The 15,512-nt window shown below is 71.1% G+C and carries 14 protein-coding genes; 6 read left to right on the top strand and 8 right to left on the bottom strand.

Annotated elements, in window-relative coordinates:
* Positions 1 to 5: 5 nt before the first annotated feature.
* From LGR69_RS21455 to LGR69_RS21435, 5 genes are all read right to left on the bottom strand, one after another.
* Positions 6 to 746: an SAM-dependent methyltransferase gene (locus LGR69_RS21455; protein ID WP_230367263.1), complete on the bottom strand. Its 741-nt coding sequence runs from the start codon at positions 744 to 746 to the stop codon at positions 6 to 8.
* A 75-nt stretch (positions 747 to 821) separates the two neighbouring features.
* On the bottom strand, positions 822 to 1,580 hold the full coding sequence (locus LGR69_RS21450; protein WP_230367262.1) for an ABC transporter ATP-binding protein: 759 nt from the start codon (positions 1,578 to 1,580) through the stop codon (positions 822 to 824).
* 5 nt (positions 1,581 to 1,585) lie between these two features.
* Entirely contained in the window at positions 1,586 to 3,436 is a 1,851-nt protein-coding gene (locus LGR69_RS21445; protein WP_091864447.1) for a branched-chain amino acid ABC transporter ATP-binding protein/permease, read from the bottom strand.
* Positions 3,433 to 4,308 (bottom strand): branched-chain amino acid ABC transporter permease, encoded by an 876-nt coding sequence (locus tag LGR69_RS21440; RefSeq protein WP_007562633.1) that lies wholly within the window; start codon positions 4,306 to 4,308, stop codon positions 3,433 to 3,435. Before LGR69_RS21440 ends, LGR69_RS21445 begins: the two co-directional genes overlap by 4 nt.
* A 44-nt stretch (positions 4,309 to 4,352) precedes the next feature.
* Positions 4,353 to 5,516 carry an ABC transporter substrate-binding protein gene (locus LGR69_RS21435; RefSeq protein WP_007562635.1) on the bottom strand — a complete coding sequence of 388 codons (1,164 nt, stop codon included), beginning with the start codon at positions 5,514 to 5,516 and terminating at the stop codon, positions 4,353 to 4,355.
* A gap of 175 nt (positions 5,517 to 5,691) precedes the next feature.
* Here LGR69_RS21435 and LGR69_RS21430 point away from each other — a divergent pair, with 175 nt between their 5' ends.
* Positions 5,692 to 6,762 (top strand): malate/lactate/ureidoglycolate dehydrogenase, encoded by a 1,071-nt coding sequence (locus LGR69_RS21430; RefSeq protein WP_007562636.1) that lies wholly within the window; start codon positions 5,692 to 5,694, stop codon positions 6,760 to 6,762.
* Positions 6,763 to 6,853: 91 nt separating this feature from the next.
* Here LGR69_RS21430 and LGR69_RS21425 read toward each other — a convergent pair whose 3' ends face one another.
* Together LGR69_RS21425 and LGR69_RS21420 are read right to left on the bottom strand one after the other, a co-directional pair.
* On the bottom strand, positions 6,854 to 7,774 hold the full coding sequence (locus LGR69_RS21425; RefSeq protein WP_230367261.1) for a BLUF domain-containing protein: 921 nt from the start codon (positions 7,772 to 7,774) through the stop codon (positions 6,854 to 6,856).
* 25 nt (positions 7,775 to 7,799) lie between these two features.
* The gene (locus tag LGR69_RS21420) at positions 7,800 to 9,533 is read right to left on the bottom strand and encodes a putative bifunctional diguanylate cyclase/phosphodiesterase (RefSeq protein ID WP_007562638.1); all 1,734 of its coding nucleotides are present in this window, start codon (positions 9,531 to 9,533) and stop codon (positions 7,800 to 7,802) included.
* 645 nt (positions 9,534 to 10,178) lie between these two features.
* Between LGR69_RS21420 and LGR69_RS21415 the strand changes: the two genes are divergently transcribed.
* The 5 genes from LGR69_RS21415 to LGR69_RS21395 all read left to right on the top strand — a co-directional run bounded on the left by LGR69_RS21415 (position 10,179) and on the right by LGR69_RS21395 (position 15,051).
* Positions 10,179 to 11,192 (top strand): 2-keto-3-deoxygluconate permease, encoded by a 1,014-nt coding sequence (locus tag LGR69_RS21415; protein ID WP_268868705.1) that lies wholly within the window; start codon positions 10,179 to 10,181, stop codon positions 11,190 to 11,192.
* Positions 11,152 to 12,438: a four-carbon acid sugar kinase family protein gene (locus LGR69_RS21410; protein WP_230367260.1), complete on the top strand. Its 1,287-nt coding sequence runs from the start codon at positions 11,152 to 11,154 to the stop codon at positions 12,436 to 12,438. Before LGR69_RS21415 ends, LGR69_RS21410 begins: the two co-directional genes overlap by 41 nt.
* A complete protein-coding gene (pdxA, locus tag LGR69_RS21405; RefSeq protein ID WP_230367259.1) occupies positions 12,435 to 13,436 on the top strand; it encodes a 4-hydroxythreonine-4-phosphate dehydrogenase PdxA in 1,002 nt (333 codons plus the stop codon). Before LGR69_RS21410 ends, pdxA begins: the two co-directional genes overlap by 4 nt.
* Positions 13,437 to 13,495: 59 nt before the next feature.
* A complete protein-coding gene (locus LGR69_RS21400; protein ID WP_230367258.1) occupies positions 13,496 to 14,254 on the top strand; it encodes a DeoR/GlpR family DNA-binding transcription regulator in 759 nt (252 codons plus the stop codon).
* Between the two features lie 161 nt (positions 14,255 to 14,415).
* Positions 14,416 to 15,051, top strand: coding sequence for a class I SAM-dependent methyltransferase (locus LGR69_RS21395; protein WP_230367257.1), 636 nt, complete (start codon positions 14,416 to 14,418; stop codon positions 15,049 to 15,051).
* 84 nt (positions 15,052 to 15,135) lie between these two features.
* On the opposite strand, the gene LGR69_RS21390 is transcribed toward LGR69_RS21395, so the two are convergent.
* Positions 15,136 to 15,498 (bottom strand): DUF4186 domain-containing protein, encoded by a 363-nt coding sequence (locus LGR69_RS21390; RefSeq protein WP_007562644.1) that lies wholly within the window; start codon positions 15,496 to 15,498, stop codon positions 15,136 to 15,138.
* Between the last annotated feature and the right edge of the window lie 14 nt (positions 15,499 to 15,512).

The following is a 15,512-nucleotide window of genomic DNA, read 5'->3' as shown; positions in this document are numbered from 1 at the left end:
GCCGCTTAAGGAGCAGGCTTCGGATCGGCTCGGGTCACCCGCAGCACGTCGAGCCGGTACTCGGCGGTCCGCGACTGCTTCAGGACCCGCGCGAAGTCCTGCGCATCCGCGATGAAGCCCTCCGCCGCCTCGTCGCCGGAGAGCGGGTAATGGGTGACGCCGAGCCAGTGGACCAGCACGATGTCGGCTTCGGGCAGCACCGCGCCCCTCACCCGCGCGACCAGCCGGGCGAGGTCGGCGCGGTCGAGATAATAGGCGACCTCGGAGATCACGATCAGGTCGAACCGGCCCTCCGGCCAGGCGCCTGGGACGGCGGCGAGTTCGAAGCGGGCATTCGGGCAATCGGCGCAGCGCGCCCGGGCGGCGTCCAGGACCGACGGCACCACGTCGAGGCCGACCAGCGCGTCGCAGCGGGGGCAGAGCGCGTGCGTGAAGACGCCGATCGAGCAGCCCACCTCCAGGCCCGACGCGTAGCGGGCCCGCGGCAGCGCCGCCAGCGTCGCGGCGTACTTGTCGCGCTCGTAGGGGCTGGAGGCGAAGCGCCACGGGTCCGATTCCGTGGCGTACATGCCCTTGAAGTACTCGGTATCGAGGGATCTCGAGCGGCGGCCCGTCGGCGTCTCGGCGGGCGCAGCAGGATCGGTCTCCGCGCCGGCGGCGCTTCCGATCCCGAGCACCGCGCTCGCCGCGACGGCGCCTCCGGCCTGCAGCAGGCGGCGCCGGGAATCTGGCTTGCGGTCGCGCACGATAGGCCTCACCGCACCGTCGGGGATCAGAAGGGCAACCGGGCGCGGTCGGGGCGGTTCCGGGGTGCGGCGGCGTCAGGCGGCGCTGCCCTGGGCTGTGCGGCCTCCGAGATAGGCGGCGCGGATGTCGTCGTTGGCCCAGAGCGCCTGCGGGTCGCCTTCGAGGACGAGGCGCCCGGTCTCCAGCACGTAGCCGCGGTCGGCGACCGACAGGCCCATGCGGGCGTTCTGCTCGACCAGCAGCACCGTGGTGCCGCGCCGGCGCACCTCCGCGATGATCGCGAACACCGCCTGGACGATCACCGGGGCGAGGCCCAGCGACGGCTCGTCGAGGAGCAGGAGGCGCGGCTTGGCCATCAGGCCGCGGGCGAGCGCCACCATCTGGAGCTGGCCGCCCGACAGGGTCCAGCCGAGGGCGTCGCCGAAGCGCCGGATGTCCGGGAACAGCTCGAACATCGCCTCGACCTCGTCGCGCAGGGCGCGCTTCGGGATGCCGGGACGGTTCGAGGCGCCGAGCATGATGTTCTCGCGCACGGTGAGCCCCGGGAAGACCCGGCGCCCCTCGGGCACGTGGGCGACGCCGCGGCGCACGATCGCCTCGGGCTTCAGGCCGGTGAGCGGCTGGCCGTCGAGCAGGATGCTGCCGCCCGCCGGCTTCACGAGGCCGGAGATCGCCTTGAGGGTTGTCGATTTGCCGGCGCCGTTGGAGCCCAGCAGGGTCACGACCTCGCCGGTGCCGACCACGAACGAGAGCCCGCGCACCGCCTCGATCTCGCCGTAGCGGACGGTGAGGTCGCGGATCTCCAGAACCGGGTTCGACACGGCGGTGCTCATCGGGGTCAGGCCGGGGCCAGGTCGGTCTTGAGGTCGGTCTTCAGCGCGGTCTGGAGCCCCGCGCCCGGCCCGGTCGCGGCGTCCTCGCCGAGATAGGCCTCGATCACCGCGGGCTCGCGCAGCACGGAGGCGGTGACCCCGTCGGCGATGCGCCGGCCGAAGTTCAGGACGGTGACGTGGCTCGCCACGTCGCTGACCAGGGTCATGTCGTGGTCGATGATCAGGATGGTCAGGCCCTTGGCCGCCATCCGGCGCAGCAGCACCGTCAGGGCGTTCTTCTCGCTGGAATTGAGCCCGGCGGCCGGCTCGTCGAGGAGCAGCAGCGTCGGGTTGCCGGCGAGCGCCCGGGCGATCTCGATCAGGCGCTGGTGCCCGTAGGAGAAGCCCGAGATCGGCTCCTGCGCCCGCGCCTCGAGCCCGACGAAGGCCAGGGCCGCGCGCGCGCGGGCCTCCAGCGCCGGCCGGTCGCGCGCGCCGAGGGGGTTGTTCGGGCGCTCGGCGCCGATTACCACGTTCTCCAGGGCGCTCATCGACCGGAACAGGCGGATGTTCTGGAACGTGCGCCCGATCCCGACCGCGGCGCGCCGGTGCGGGGGAAACCGGGTGATGTCCTGGTCCTGCAGGCGCATCGTGCCGCCGGTCGGCGTGTAGAGGCCGGACAGGACGTTGAGCGTCGTGGTCTTGCCCGATCCGTTCGGGCCGATCAGCGCGTGGATGCCGCCGCGGGTGACGGTGAAATCGATCGCGTCCACGGCCTTGAGGCCGCCGAAATGCTTGGACAGGCCGGACACGGTGAGCAGCGTTTCCGAGGCGTCGCGCCCCTGGGTCAGCGTCAGCTCCGGGGCGGGCGGCGGCGCGGGCTTGGACGGCCGCAGCCGGCGGACCTGATCGCCCAAAAACCCCCAAATGCCGTCGGGCATGAACACGACGATCAGGATCACCGCGAGCCCGTAGATCGCCAGGTACAGGCCCGGGATCTCCTTGAGGAAGCGCAGCCATTCGGGGATGAGGATCAGGAGGCCGGTGCCGATCACCGCGCCCACCGGCGAGCCGACCCCGCCGAGCAGCGCCATCGTCAGGAACACGATCGACTCGGCGAAGGAGAACTGGTCCGGGCTGATATAGGTGAAGCTGCCGGCGAACAGCCCGCCGCCCAGCCCCGCCAGCAGCGCCCCGATGGCGAAGGCCGCGACCTTGGTGCGGTAGACGTCGATGCCGCTGACGCCCGCGGCCAGCTCGTTGTCGCGCACCGCCCGCATGGCGCGCCCGAGCCGGGTCCGCGGCAGGTGCCAGACCAGCCAGCCGACCACCGCCAGGACCAGCACGCACAGCGCGAGGTAGCTCTGCCCGTCCGCGAACAAAGCGGGGCGGCGGATGTTGGGCACCCCGTCCGGGCCGTGGGTGACCGGGATCCAGTTGGTCAGGACCAGGGTGAGGATCTGCTGGAACGAGATCGTGACCATGGCGAGGTAGTGGCCGCCGAGCCGCAGCGTCGAGGCGCCGAGCACCGCTCCGAGGACGACCGCCAGTGCCAGCCCGATCGGCAGGCACAGCCAGAAATTCAGGCCGTGATCGACCGTGCCGAGGCCGACCGCGTAGGCGCCGATGCCGAAGAAGGCGGCCTGGGCGAGGTTGATCTGGCCGCACAGCCCCAGCACGACCGTGAGGCCGATCACCGCGATCGCGTAGGTCGCGGCCTGCATCAGGATGTTGAGGACGTAGCCGCTGAACGGCGTCGTCGCGGCGAGCGCCACCGCGGCCGCGGCGAGCGCCGCGTAGGCGAGGCTGCCGAGGGGCAGCGGCCGGGCCGGGGCGGCCGGGAGGGTCGGGTTGGCCGTCGTCGGATCGGCGCTCATGCTTTCTCCGCAACACGCTCGCCGAACAGCCCCTGCGGGCGCACGACCAGGAAGGCCACGAGGACGATGAAGGCGAAGGCGTCCTTGTACGGCACCGAGACGTAGGCCGCCCCGAAGGTCTCGATGATGCCGAGCGCCAGCCCGCCGATGATCGCGCCGGTCACGTCGCCGAACCCGCCGATGATCGTCGCGGCAAACGCCTTGAGCGCGATGGTCGCGCCCATCTGGATCGACACGAACAGGACGGGCGCCACCAGGATGCCGGCGATGCCGCCGAGCACGGCGCTGTAGACGAAAGTCAGCATGATCATGCCGGCGACCGGGATGCCGAGAAGCGCGGCCATCTCCTTGTCCTGCGAGGTCGCCTGGAGCTTCTTGCCGACCAGGGTGTGCTCGAAGAACCAGTACTGGAACGCCACGAGCGCCGCGGTCACCGCGATGATCAGCAGGTACTGGCTGTCGAGGAAGACCGGCCCGAGCAGGAAGCCCTGCGTCTCGAAGACCGGCGGCAGGACCTGCGGCTGCGGCCCGTAGAGGGCGAGCGTGGTGTTGGCCAGGAAGATCGAGGCGCCGATGGTCGAGATGATCACCGGCAGGTAGGTGCGGTGGCGCAGGGGATAGTAGACGCCGAGATTGAACAGGGCGCCGAGCAGGGCCATCCCGCCGATGGTGAGCAGCACCGAGAGCCAGTACGGCCATTCGAGGTCGACGGCGAACACCACCATCAGGAAGGCCGCGACCATCGAGAACTCGCCCTGCGCGAAGTTCACGACGTTGGTGGCGCGGAAGATCAGGACGAAGCCCAGGGCGACCAGGGCGTAGACCGACCCGATGCCGATCCCGGTGAAGAGGAGCTGGAGGATCAGGTCCATGTCAGGTCCATGTCTGCGTCCGTTCCCCGTCCGCGGCCCCGGATTCAGCCCTGATAGAAGTCGATGCGCCGGTCGAAGGTGATCGTGCCCTTGTCGTTGCGCACGACGTTGTAGCCGTGCAGGCCGTCGCCGTTCTTGTCGAAGTTGTAGGTGCCCTCGGCGCCTGCATGGCCGCGCACCGCCAGCAGCGCCTCGCGGATCGCCTGCGGGTCGGTCTTGCCGGCCTTGTTGATCGCCAGCGCCAGCACCGTCACCGCGTCGAAGGTCCAGGAGGATTGGTTGTCGGGGGCGATCTTGGTGGCGGCGCGGTAGGCCTTGCCGTAGGCCCGGGCCGCGTCGCTCGATTCCTCCGCGTAGTCGGCCACCCCGTAGGTGCCGTAGAGCGAGGGCCCGGCGAGCTTCAGCGCCGTGACGTTGGTGATCGAGGGCGAGCCGACCCAGGGGGCGGTGACGCCGAGCTGGCGGAGCTGGCGCGCGAAGATGCCGAGGTCGTTCTCGAAGGTGAAGTACGAGCCGATCACGTCGGCCCCCGCCTGCCGGATCGCCAGCACCACGGGGGTGAAGTCCTGGCCCTGGTTGGCGTAGCCCTGGTCGAGCACGACCGTGGCGCCGATCTTGCCGAGGCTCTCGGTCAGCGCCTTGGCACCGCTGGTGCCGAAGGCGTCGGTGGAGTGGATGATCGCCCATTTCTTCTTGCCGAGCCCGTTGACGCCGTGCTCGGCGATCACCCGGGCCGAGAAGCTGTCGTTGGGCCGGAAGCGGAACAGCCAGGGATTGCCGAGCTGGGTCAGGACCGGGTCGGTGCCGCCGAAGCACATCGGCTTGCCGGTCTTGAGGATATCCGGCGCCATCGCGTGGTTCTGCGTGGAGCGCACCGAGCCCAGGAAGCCGACCAGATCGGGCTGCGAGGCCAGCTTGGAGAAGGCCAGCACCGCGCCGGGATTGGTGGTCTGGTCGTCCTCGGTGACGATCTCCAGCGGCTTGCCGAGCACGCCGCCGGCCTTGTTGACCGCCTCCAGGGCGATCTTGGCGCCGTTGAGGGCGAAGCGGCCCGCATCCGCGCCCGGTCCCGTCACCGGCAGGACCATGCCGATCCGGATCGTCGCGCCGGCGCCCTGCGCGGCACTCGACCGGATCACCCCCGGGGCTAAACCGCTGGCAGCCGCGCAAGCGGCACCCGTCAAGAAAACGCGACGCGTCGTCTTCATCGGCGTATCCCGTCCCGTCGCCGGTTCTTGCGCCCGACGTTGTCAGTATTGGGCCACGCGCAGCGCTTCGATGTCCATCCCGCACCGCCGGAAGTGGTCGCCTTGCGGGTTAAGAAAGCCTAGGATCGTTACCCGAACGCGCCCGGTGAGGCGCGACGACGGGAGAAAAACCATCATGCGGATCGACGCCGCCGGACTGACCGCCTACGTGCGGGACATCTTCGTTCGGGAGGGCTGCTCGGAGGCGGAAGCGAGCCGGATCGGCCAGTTCCTGGTGGCCGCGAACCTCACCGGCCACGACAGCCACGGGGTCATCCGGGTGCCGCGCTACGTGGCGTGGCTGCGCGCGGGCGAGCTCGTGGCCGACCAGACCCCCGCGGTGCTGGTCGATGGCGGCGCCTTCGCGCTGGTGGACGCCCGGTACGGCTTCGGCCAGACCGCCGGCCCGTTCGCCACGGATCTCGGCATCGCCAAGGCCCAGGAGCACGGCGTGTCGGTCGTCGCCCTACGGCATGCCGGGCATCTCGGGCGGATCGGCGAATGGGCCGAGCGCGCGGCGGCCGCGGGCCTCGTCTCGGTGCATTTCGTCAACGTCGCCGGCAGCCTGCTGGTGGCGCCGTTCGGCTCCGTGGACCGGCGCTTCTCCACCAATCCCATCGCGGCCGCCTTCCCGGTGCCGGGGCGCGACCCGATCGTCCTCGACTTCGCCACCTCGGCGGTCGCCGAGGGCAAGGTGCTGGTGGCCTCGCAGGGCGGCAAGCCCCTGCCCGCGGACGTGCTGATCGAGCCGGACGGCCGCCTCAGCGCCGACCCGGCCACCCTGTTCGGTCCGCTGGACGGGCCGGAGCGCGACAACCAGAAGGGCGCGGGCGCGATCCGGGCCTTCGGCGAGCACAAGGGCTCGGGCCTGTCGCTGATGTGCGAGCTCCTGGCCGGGGCGCTCACCGGATCCGGCACGGCGGGACCCGGCCAGCGCCGGGTCTGCAACGGCATGCTCTCGCTCTACATGACGCCGAAGGCCTTCGGCTCGGACGACGCGATCGCCGCCGAGGCGCGCAGCTATCTCGACTTCTTCGCCTCCGCCCAGCCGGCGCCGGGCGGCGCGGTGCTGCTGCCGGGCGAGCCCGAGCGCCGCATGAAGGCGGAACGCCTCGCCGAGGGCGTACCGCTGCCCGCCCCCGTCTGGGAGACCCTCCTGGCAGCCGGCCGGCCGCACGGCCTCGACGGGCAGGCCTATTGCGCCTGACGGCGGTGGAGGTCGCCCCGTCTTCGGAGGCGATCCAGCGTGCTCGGCTCTGTGGTCCTCGTTCGGGCCCCGCCGGCCGACACCCCAGCGCCTAGGCGGCCAGGATGTCCGCGGCGTCGCCTGCGCCGATCCCCGCGTCGGGGGAACCGCCGGGGTGCGTGGCCGTCTGGGCGTCACCGGCCTCCTGGGCCATCGCCGCGGCGAGAAGGCGCGCGCGTCCGGCCCAGCGATCCCGTTCGATCCGCAGGGCGTCGCGCTGATCCCGGCTCACCGCGAGGGACACCTGCAACCCGTCGATCTCGGTCCGCAGATCGCTCGTGCGCTGCCGCTCGGCGGCGAGGGCGAGCTTGAGCACCGCGAGGGCCGCCTCGGTGGCCGCCTTGGCAGGGGCGATGTCCTCGATCGGGTGGGGGCGGGGGGCATTGCGCTCGCTGGCGGCCCTGCTCGTCCCGTCCGCGGCCGATGCGGTCTGGGGGACCGCCCCATCGAGCCGAAGCTGTGCCATCTCCGCCCGCAGCTGCGCGACATCGAGCCCCCGCGCGGCGGGCTCGGCCGGCGGGGCGGTGCGGGGCGCGCGCGGGAGGCCCTCCTCCTCCAGCACCAGCTCGTGCAGCATGGCGAAGACGGCATCGCCGTCGAGCCGGGCGAGGTCGAACCCGCTCTCGGCCGCGAGCCGGCTGAACTGCTCCTGCCCCCCGGCCGACTGGCCGACGAAGGCCATCGACCAATTGGCGAAGCTGCGGCTTTCCGTCGGGCCGCACTGGAGGACCGTGACGTCGCCGTGGCGGTCGTCACACTGGATCCGCTCGAACGTCTCCTCGACGCCCCGGCGCGGCCCTTCCAGGACCTGGGCGAAGGCGCCCGCGTTGAACATCAGCGCGCCGGTGACGTCCGATCGGGCGTTGTTCCGCTGCGACGTGGCCAGGATCTGGCCGACGATGGCCGTCAGCTCGGCCTCCGAACCGTGGAGCAGGTTCTTGCTGGCATAGACGAGGCGATAGAGCTCGCTCATGGGGCAATCCGATATGCTGGTTGCATCACGTGGGTGACCCGTAGGTCTTGAGGAAGGCCAGCACATCGTCGGCCGGGATCGGCCTGCTGATGAGGTAGCCCTGGACGTCGGTGCAGCCCTCGTCGCGGATGCGCTGCATCTGCTCGGGCGTCTCCACCCCCTCGGCGACCGTCGTCATGCCGAGGCTCTTGCCGAGGCCCGCGATCGCCCGGATGATCGCATCGCCATCCGGCTTGCCGGTCAGGTCCTTCACGAAGGATCGGTCGATCTTGATCTTGTCGAAGGGAAAGCTGCGCAGATAGCTCAAGGACGAATAGCCGGTCCCGAAATCGTCCATCGAGACCCGGACCCCGAGCTCGCGCAGGCGGTGGAGCGTCTGCAGGGTCTTCTCGCTCTCCTCGAGCAGGACGCCCTCGGTGATCTCGACCTCCAGCCGCCGGGCCGCCAGGCCCGAACTGGCCAGCGCCGAGATGATCGTCTCGACCAGGCGGTCGCTCTTGAATTGGGCCGGCGAGACGTTCACCGCGACGGACATCCCGGCCGGCCACGTCATGGCATCCCGGCAGGCCTGGCGAACGACCCATTCGCCGATCGGGACGATCAGGCCGATCTCCTCGGCGAGCGGGATGAAATCGAGCGGCGAGATCATCCCGCGCTCGGGATGCTTCCAGCGGATCAGGGCCTCGCAGCCGATCAGCCGATCCTCGTCGAGCTGCAATTGCGGCTGATAGTGCAGCTGGAACTCGCGCCGCGCGAGCGCCTGACGCATGTCGAGCTCGAGCCGGCGGCGCGCCTGCATGCGCGCATCCATCTCCGGCTCGAAGAACCGGTATGTCCCGCGGCCATCGAGCTTGGCCCGGTAGAGGGCCAGGTCGGCGTTCTTGAGGAGCTTGTCCGCGCTGGTCCCGTCCGCGGGCGCGAACGCCACGCCGACGCTGGCGCCGATCGTCAGGAGATGGCCCTCGACCATGTAGGTTCGGCCGATCAGGTCGACGAGGCGCCGGGCCAGGGCTTGCGTATGGGCGGCCTCGCGGATGCCGGTCTGCAGGATGACGAACTCGTCGCCTCCGATCCGGGCCACGGTGTCGGTGGGCCTTACGGTCGAGCGCAGGCGGTCGGCGACCTTCGCCAGAAGCGCGTCGCCGATCGGATGGCCGAGCGTGTCGTTGACCGGCTTGAACCGGTCGAGATCGATGAGGAGCAGCGCGCAGGCCTCGCCGGTGCGTTGCAGGCGCGCCAAAGCCTCGTCGAGGCGCTCCCGCAGGAGCAGGCGGTTGGGCAGGCTCGTCAGCGGGTCGAGACGCGCCATCGCGTCGGCCCGCGCTTCGCTCGCCTTGCGGGCGCTGACATCCTCCAGCGTCGCAACCCAGCCGCCCGCGTCGCTGCGGTGGAGCTCGATATGCAGGGTGCGATCCTGGCGCGTCACCTCGAAGGCGGCCGAGGCCCGACGGTCGAGCGCCTGCCGCAAGGATCGGAAGACCTCCCGGCGCGGCTGCACGGTCCTCGCGCACAGGCTGCGGACCAGCCGGATGGCCGGCAGGTCGACCGCCAGGGCGACGTCCAGGCCGGCCAGGAGGCGTTCGGCCGGGGCGTTGAAGGCGACCACGTAGCCCGAGGCGCCGATCGTCAGCAGGCCGTGCCTGATCACGTCGAGGTCGTGGCGCTGCGTCAGGAGCGAGGCCGCGCCCGGATCCGTCCGGGTCGCCGGCGGCATCTTCATAAGCCGCGCCGTGCCGAGGTGGTGCAGGTCGGCACTCATCGCGCGAAGGCCCTGTTCGAGGCTGCCGGGCGGCACGCCAAACTTAACAAAAGCCAGTTCTATAGGAGAATTCTTAATTTCTGGTGCATGCTCCACGCTATTACTTAGTGAATATGCTATTTCAGTCGAGGCATAGGGCGGATCGTACAGCGGGTGTTTCGATCAAGGCGTATTCAGGCGCGGCGACCAACCGGAATGTTTCCGCACGAGACCGCACGACCTGGGCCCGATGAAACCAATTGTCCTGCGCCCCGGAGACAGGGCAGGGCGGTTTTTATTCGGATCGAACGGACCGACAACTGGATTATCACGTGCAGTCGACCGAACGCGGCCGCTTGTGTGTCGGCCCGCATACGGATCGCGTCCCCGCACGGTCTCCGACTCCATGATCGTCCGGGTCTGAACGCGACGGCTGCCGCGCGACCGGTTCGGGACGCCGCCGGCCGGGTGGCACGCCCCGCAACGGGTCCAGCTGCCGTAGCAGCGGATCTCCGGATTTCTGCGCAGACTGCGCAATACGGTTGACGAAATGCGCATAATGCGCGCATCACCCCGAAAGGCTCACGACGAATTCCAGTCGCCGTCGATCAATCGGTCGCGAGCCTCAAGCAATATCTGCGTGAATCGCGCAGGGAGGGAACGAGTATGCAGATCCCGATCAAGCGGGCGATCGAGAGCGTTCCGGGCGGCATGATGGTCGTGCCCCTGCTCGTCGGGGCGCTCATCGCGACCTTCTTTCCCGGCACGCCCAAGTATTTCGGATCCTTCACCGGCGCCCTGTTCTCGGGCGCGCTGACGATCCTGGCGGTGTTCTATGTCTGCATGGGCGCGAGCATCGACTTTCGCGCCACCCCCTACATCGTCAAGAAGGGCGGCACCTTGCTGATCGTGAAGATCGGCATCGCCCTGATCCTGGGATTGATCTTCGGGCAGGTCCTCGGTGAGGCCCCGGTCGCGGCCGGGATGTTCGCCGGGCTGTCCACCCTGGCCGTCGTCGCCAGCATGAACGACACCAATGGCGGCCTCTACATGGCGCTGATGGGCCAGTACGGCCGCCCGCGCGATGTCGGGGCCTATACGGTGATGTCGCTGGAGAGCGGCCCGTTTCTCACCATGGTGACGTTGGGCGTCTCCGGCCTCTCGGCGTTTCCCTGGCAGACCCTGGTCGGCGCCATCCTGCCGCTCCTCGTCGGCATGATCATCGGCAATCTCGACCGCGAGATGCGCGCCTTCCTGAGCCGCGCCATCCCGGTCATGATCCCGTTCTTCGCCTTCGCGCTGGGCGCGGGGCTCGATCTGAGCAAGGTCTGGCAGGCCGGCCTGCTCGGCCTCGCCATGGGCGTGGCGGTCGTGGTCCTGACCGGCATCCCGCTGTTCCTCGCCGATCGCCTGACCGGCGGCACCGGCGTCGCGGGTGTCGCCGCCGCGTCCACCGCCGGCAACGCCGCGGCCGTGCCGGCGATCGTCGCCGCCGCGAACCCGGCCTATGCCGATGCCGCCGGCCCCGCGACGATCCTCGTCGCCGCCTGCGTGGTCGTCACGGCGATCCTGGTCCCGATCGTCACGGCCTGGACCGCGAAGGTCGTCGGCCGCGGCGCGGACGAGGCGGAGGCGCCCGATGGCGAGCCGGTCGTTGCCGCACCCGTCCGCCGCGCCTGAGATGGACGCGCGCTGGCTCATCCTCGCCGACGATCTGACGGGCGCCGCCGATTGCGCGGTGGCGTTCCGCCGACGCGGCAACGCCGCGGCCGTGATCTGGGGCGAGGCGGTGCAGGACGAACGGATCCCGATCCTGTCCTACGACGCCGATAGCCGCGGCCTCACCGCCGAGGCGGCGGCGCAGCGCCACGCGGCCCTGCTGGGGCGGCTGCACAGCGCGGACCGGCGCCTGTTCAAGAAGATCGACTCGACGATGCGCGGTCAGCCCGCCGCCGAGATCGCCGCGACGCTCGCGCAGTTGCGCGCCCGATCCGGCCAGGCCTTCGGCGTGCTGGCGCCGGCTTTCCCCGGGACCGGCCGGACCACGCTGGAGGGCCGGGTGCGGGTGGGCGGTCGCCCGCTGGAGGAGGCGGAGGTGTGGCGGCGCGACCATAGCTACGCCAGCGCCGATCTCGGCGCGATACTGGCCTCGGCCGGGATCCGGTCCACGACGCTCACCCTGCCGATCGTGCGCGGGGGGCAACTCGCCGGCGCGCTGGCCGAGGCCGCGGCCGGTCCCGCCGAGATCGCCGTCTGCGATGCCGAAACCGACGCCGATCTGGCCCGCATCGCCGAGGCCGGCCTCGCCGCGACGGCGTCGGCCGTCTTCATCGGCAGCGCCGGGCTGGCGCACGCGCTCGCGGCGGCCGGACCGGTTGCGGCCCTCGCGCCGGTCCGGATCGCGCCCGACCGGCGCGGCTCGCTCCTCGTCGTCGGCTCCCTCGCCGAGGTCTCGCGCGCGGGCGCCCGGCGCCTCCTGGCCGACGGCGCCGTGGCGCATCTGCCGGTCGCGCCCGAGACGCTGCTCGAAGCGGTGGAGGGCCGGCCGGACCTGGCGACGCCCCTCGCGCAGCGGCTGGCCGCCGGCCAGGACGTCCTGGTCGAGATCATGCTGGGGGGCGAACCCGACATGAGCCTCGGCCCCCGGCTGGCCCACGCGCTGGCCGACGCCCTCGCCCCGATCGCCGGGCAGATCGGGGCGCTCGCCGCCACGGGCGGCGAGACCGCGGCCGCGCTGCTGACGCGCTTTCATGTCCACGGCATCCAGCTGACCGACGAGATCGAGCCGGGTGTTTCGCTCGGCCTCACCTTGGGGCAACTCGCGATCCCGATCGCCACGAAGGCGGGTGCCTTCGGCGACGCCGACAGCCTCGTGCGCATCCGGGACCGCCTGCGCCACGTTCGAACCGAAGGAAGTCTCACATGACCCGTCCGACCATCGCCATCACCATGGGCGATCCCGCTGGCATCGGGCCAGAGATCATCATGAAGGCGCTGGCGCACCCGGAGGTCCACGCGATCTGCCAGCCGCTGGTGGTCGGCGATGCCGGGCGCCTGCGGCAGGCGGGCCGCATCGTCGGGGCCACGATCGGGGTCGATTCGCTCGCCGACGCGGGCGCGGCGGCCTTCGGCACGGATGCGGTCCAATGCATCGACCTGAAATGCGTCCCCGAGGACCTGCCGTTCGGGCAATTGTCCCCGGTCGCCGGCGAGACCGCCTATCGCTGCATCGCGGCGGCCGTGGAGATCGTGCAGGCGGGGCAGGCGCAGGGCATCTGCACCGCGCCCCTGTCGAAGGAGGCGCTGCACGCGGCCGGCCACAAGTTTCCCGGCCACACCGAGATGCTGGCGCACCTCACCGGGACGCCGGAAGTGTCGATGATGCTGGTCTCCCCGAAGCTCCGGGTGATCCACGTCACGACCCATATCGGCCTGATCGACGCGATCGCGCGGATCGAGCCCGGCCTCGTCGAGCGCGTCATCGCCCGCGGGCATGCGGTGCTGGTGAAGGCCGGCATCGCTGAGCCGAAGATCGGCGTCTGCGCCATCAACCCGCATGCCGGCGAGAACGGCCTGTTCGGCCATGGCGAGGAGGCCGAGAAGATCACGCCGGCGGTCGAGGCCTGCCGCGCCAAGGGCTGGGACGTGCGCGGGCCCCTGCCGGCCGACACGCTGTTCTTCCTCGCCGGCCGGGGGGATTACGACATGGTGGTGGCCATGTATCACGATCAGGGCCATGGCCCGATCAAGGTGCTGGGTCTCGAGGCCGGGGTGAACATCACGGTCGGCCTCCCGGTGATCCGCACCTCGGTCGATCACGGCACGGCCTTCGACATCGCCGGCACGGGCGTCGCGGACGAGCGCAGCCTGATCGAGGCGCTGCGGCAGGCGGTCGAGCTGGCGCCGAAATCGCAGGCGGCCTGACCGGGGCGCCGGCACGGACCGAGGCGCTCCCGCCGGGGGCAGGGTGAGAGAGCGGGTTAATGCGCGGGACGGAACGCCGGGCGCGGCTGCTGGAGGCGCTTGGGCTGGGTGAGATCGACGTCGACGATCTCGCGCACCGGTTCGGCGTCTCCGCCTCGACCGTCCGGCGCGACCTCCAGCACCTCTCCGGCACCAAGGCGGTGCGCCGGACCTATGGCGGCGCCATACTGGCCGGGGCGACGCCCGAGACGACCCTCGACCAGAGGCTCGCGATCAACGGCCCCGAGAAGCTAGCGATCGCCCGCGCGGCCCTCGCGCTCATCGCGGATGGCGAGACCCTGATCCTCGATGCCGGCTCGACGGTGACGGCCTTCGGGCGCCTCCTGCTCGACCGGCGCCTGCGCATCATCACGAACAATCTCGCGCTGCTCCCCTGTCTCGCCCAGGCGCCCGGGATCGATCTCGTCGTGCTCGGCGGCAATCTGAGGGCGACGAGCATGAGCACCGTCGGCCCGCTGGCCATCGAAGCTTTGCAGCGGATGACCGCCGATCGGGCGGTGATGAGCGCGGACGGCGTGGTCGCGGGACGCGGCCTGTGCGAGGCGAGCCTCGATCAGGTCGCCCTCAAATCCGCAATGATCGCGCAGTCGCGGGAGACGGTCGTGCTCGCCAATGCCGGCAAGCTCGGCCGGGCGGAGCAGATGGCCTGGGCGCCCCTGCCGCGGCGCTGGATTCTGGTCACCGACGCGGCCGTCCCGCAGGACCAGCGGCACGGCCTCGCGGAGGCCGGCGCCGACCTGGTGGTGGCCGGCGCCTGAGGCGCGGACCGCCCTCGATCCTTGTCCGATGCGGCATCTTGCGCCGCGGCGGGCCGCAGGGCGCACCGCGCCTATCTCAGGGTGGCATCGCGTCCGCCCGCCCCGGGGCGGGCGCCGCGGCGCAAAGCCGGCCCTTGGCGCGACACGAAGGCATACCCCGCATGGTTCAGGATCTGCCGGAGCTGCCCGCAGAGGCGTTCGCCAAGCCGGATCGCAGTCCGGACCCGCTCTTCTACGCGCAGCCGCGCCTCGTCACCCATATCGATGCCGCCGCCATCGCCGCCGTGACCGACCTCTACAGGGCGGTCGTCCCCCCGGGCGGTGTGGTCCTCGACCTGATGTCGAGCTGGATCAGCCACCTGCCGGACGAGGTCGCCTACGCGCGCGTCATCGGCCACGGCCTCAACGCGGCGGAGCTGGCCGCCAATCCGCGCCTGGCGCGGCATTTCGTGCAGGATCTCAACGCGCAGCCGCAGCTGCCGCTCGACACGGCGAGCGTGGACGCGGCCCTGATCTGCGTCTCGGTGCAGTATCTCCAGCGCCCCGTGGACGTCCTGTCCGAGGTCGCGCGGGTCCTGCGCCCCGGCGCGCCGGTGGTCATCAGCTTCTCGAACCGCTGCTTCCCGACCAAGGCGGTCGCGATCTGGAGCGCCCTCGACGGCACGGGCCACGCGCAACTGGTGCAGCTGTATCTGCAGCGCGCGGGATTCGCGCGCATCGAGGCCCGCATTCTGAAGCCCGAAGGCGGCGCCGGCGATCCGCTGACGGCGGTCCTGGGCTGGACCACCACGGCCTAGCCGACGCGCCGGCCGCTCGCGTCCGGGAGCCGATCCGCGGGGCGTCGGTCTCGACCTGGGATCGCGGGGGAGGCGCGGGCCTCGTCAGGCGCCGTCGCCGCCCTGAGCGCGCAGCCAGCGCCCGATCGCCTCGACCACATGGGCCTGCTCGGCGGCGGTCAACGCCTGCCCGGCCGGGACGGCGTACCACTTGGCCAGGCAACCGCGGCAGCAGGTGGCTGTCGCGTGCTGCGCCGTGAAGACCGGATGGCCGCGAAACGGCGTCTGCTTGCCGTCGTTCCTCGGCTCTGCGGGCGCGAGGCGGCGTTTCACGAAGTCTCGCGCGTGCTCTAGAACCGTCGGAAGCCCCTTCTCATCCAGGTAGGCCCGGTCGGCGGCCGAAAGCCGGAAGCGCTGACGGAATGCGGACCGCGAGAGACGATCGAAGACCTCTTCAACCCCGCGCATGCGCAGACCTACCC

This window comes from Methylobacterium brachiatum, from assembly GCF_020523825.1.
Taxonomy (GTDB): domain Bacteria; phylum Pseudomonadota; class Alphaproteobacteria; order Rhizobiales; family Beijerinckiaceae; genus Methylobacterium; species Methylobacterium brachiatum.
The sequence above is the reverse complement of the archived record's forward strand: the minus strand, read 5'-3'. Positions and strand labels throughout refer to the sequence as shown.

What these genes read in the sequence shown, in the direction of transcription:
- LGR69_RS21450 (WP_230367262.1), bottom strand. Translation starts at nt 1,580, where the DNA reads ATGAGCACCGCCGTGTCGAACCCGGTTCTGGAGATCCGCGACCTCACC.
- LGR69_RS21445 (WP_091864447.1), bottom strand. Translation starts at nt 3,436, where the DNA reads ATGAGCGCCGATCCGACGACGGCCAACCCGACCCTCCCGGCCGCCCCG.
- LGR69_RS21440 (WP_007562633.1), bottom strand. Translation starts at nt 4,308, where the DNA reads ATGGACCTGATCCTCCAGCTCCTCTTCACCGGGATCGGCATCGGGTCG.
- LGR69_RS21435 (WP_007562635.1), bottom strand. Translation starts at nt 5,516, where the DNA reads ATGAAGACGACGCGTCGCGTTTTCTTGACGGGTGCCGCTTGCGCGGCT.
- LGR69_RS21430 (WP_007562636.1), top strand. Translation starts at nt 5,692, where the DNA reads ATGCGGATCGACGCCGCCGGACTGACCGCCTACGTGCGGGACATCTTC.
- LGR69_RS21425 (WP_230367261.1), bottom strand. Translation starts at nt 7,774, where the DNA reads ATGAGCGAGCTCTATCGCCTCGTCTATGCCAGCAAGAACCTGCTCCAC.
- LGR69_RS21420 (WP_007562638.1), bottom strand. Translation starts at nt 9,533, where the DNA reads ATGAGTGCCGACCTGCACCACCTCGGCACGGCGCGGCTTATGAAGATG.
- LGR69_RS21415 (WP_268868705.1), top strand. Translation starts at nt 10,179, where the DNA reads ATGCAGATCCCGATCAAGCGGGCGATCGAGAGCGTTCCGGGCGGCATG.
- LGR69_RS21410 (WP_230367260.1), top strand. Translation starts at nt 11,152, where the DNA reads ATGGCGAGCCGGTCGTTGCCGCACCCGTCCGCCGCGCCTGAGATGGAC.
- pdxA (WP_230367259.1), top strand. Translation starts at nt 12,435, where the DNA reads ATGACCCGTCCGACCATCGCCATCACCATGGGCGATCCCGCTGGCATC.
- LGR69_RS21400 (WP_230367258.1), top strand. Translation starts at nt 13,496, where the DNA reads ATGCGCGGGACGGAACGCCGGGCGCGGCTGCTGGAGGCGCTTGGGCTG.
- LGR69_RS21395 (WP_230367257.1), top strand. Translation starts at nt 14,416, where the DNA reads ATGGTTCAGGATCTGCCGGAGCTGCCCGCAGAGGCGTTCGCCAAGCCG.
- LGR69_RS21390 (WP_007562644.1), bottom strand. Translation starts at nt 15,498, where the DNA reads ATGCGCGGGGTTGAAGAGGTCTTCGATCGTCTCTCGCGGTCCGCATTC.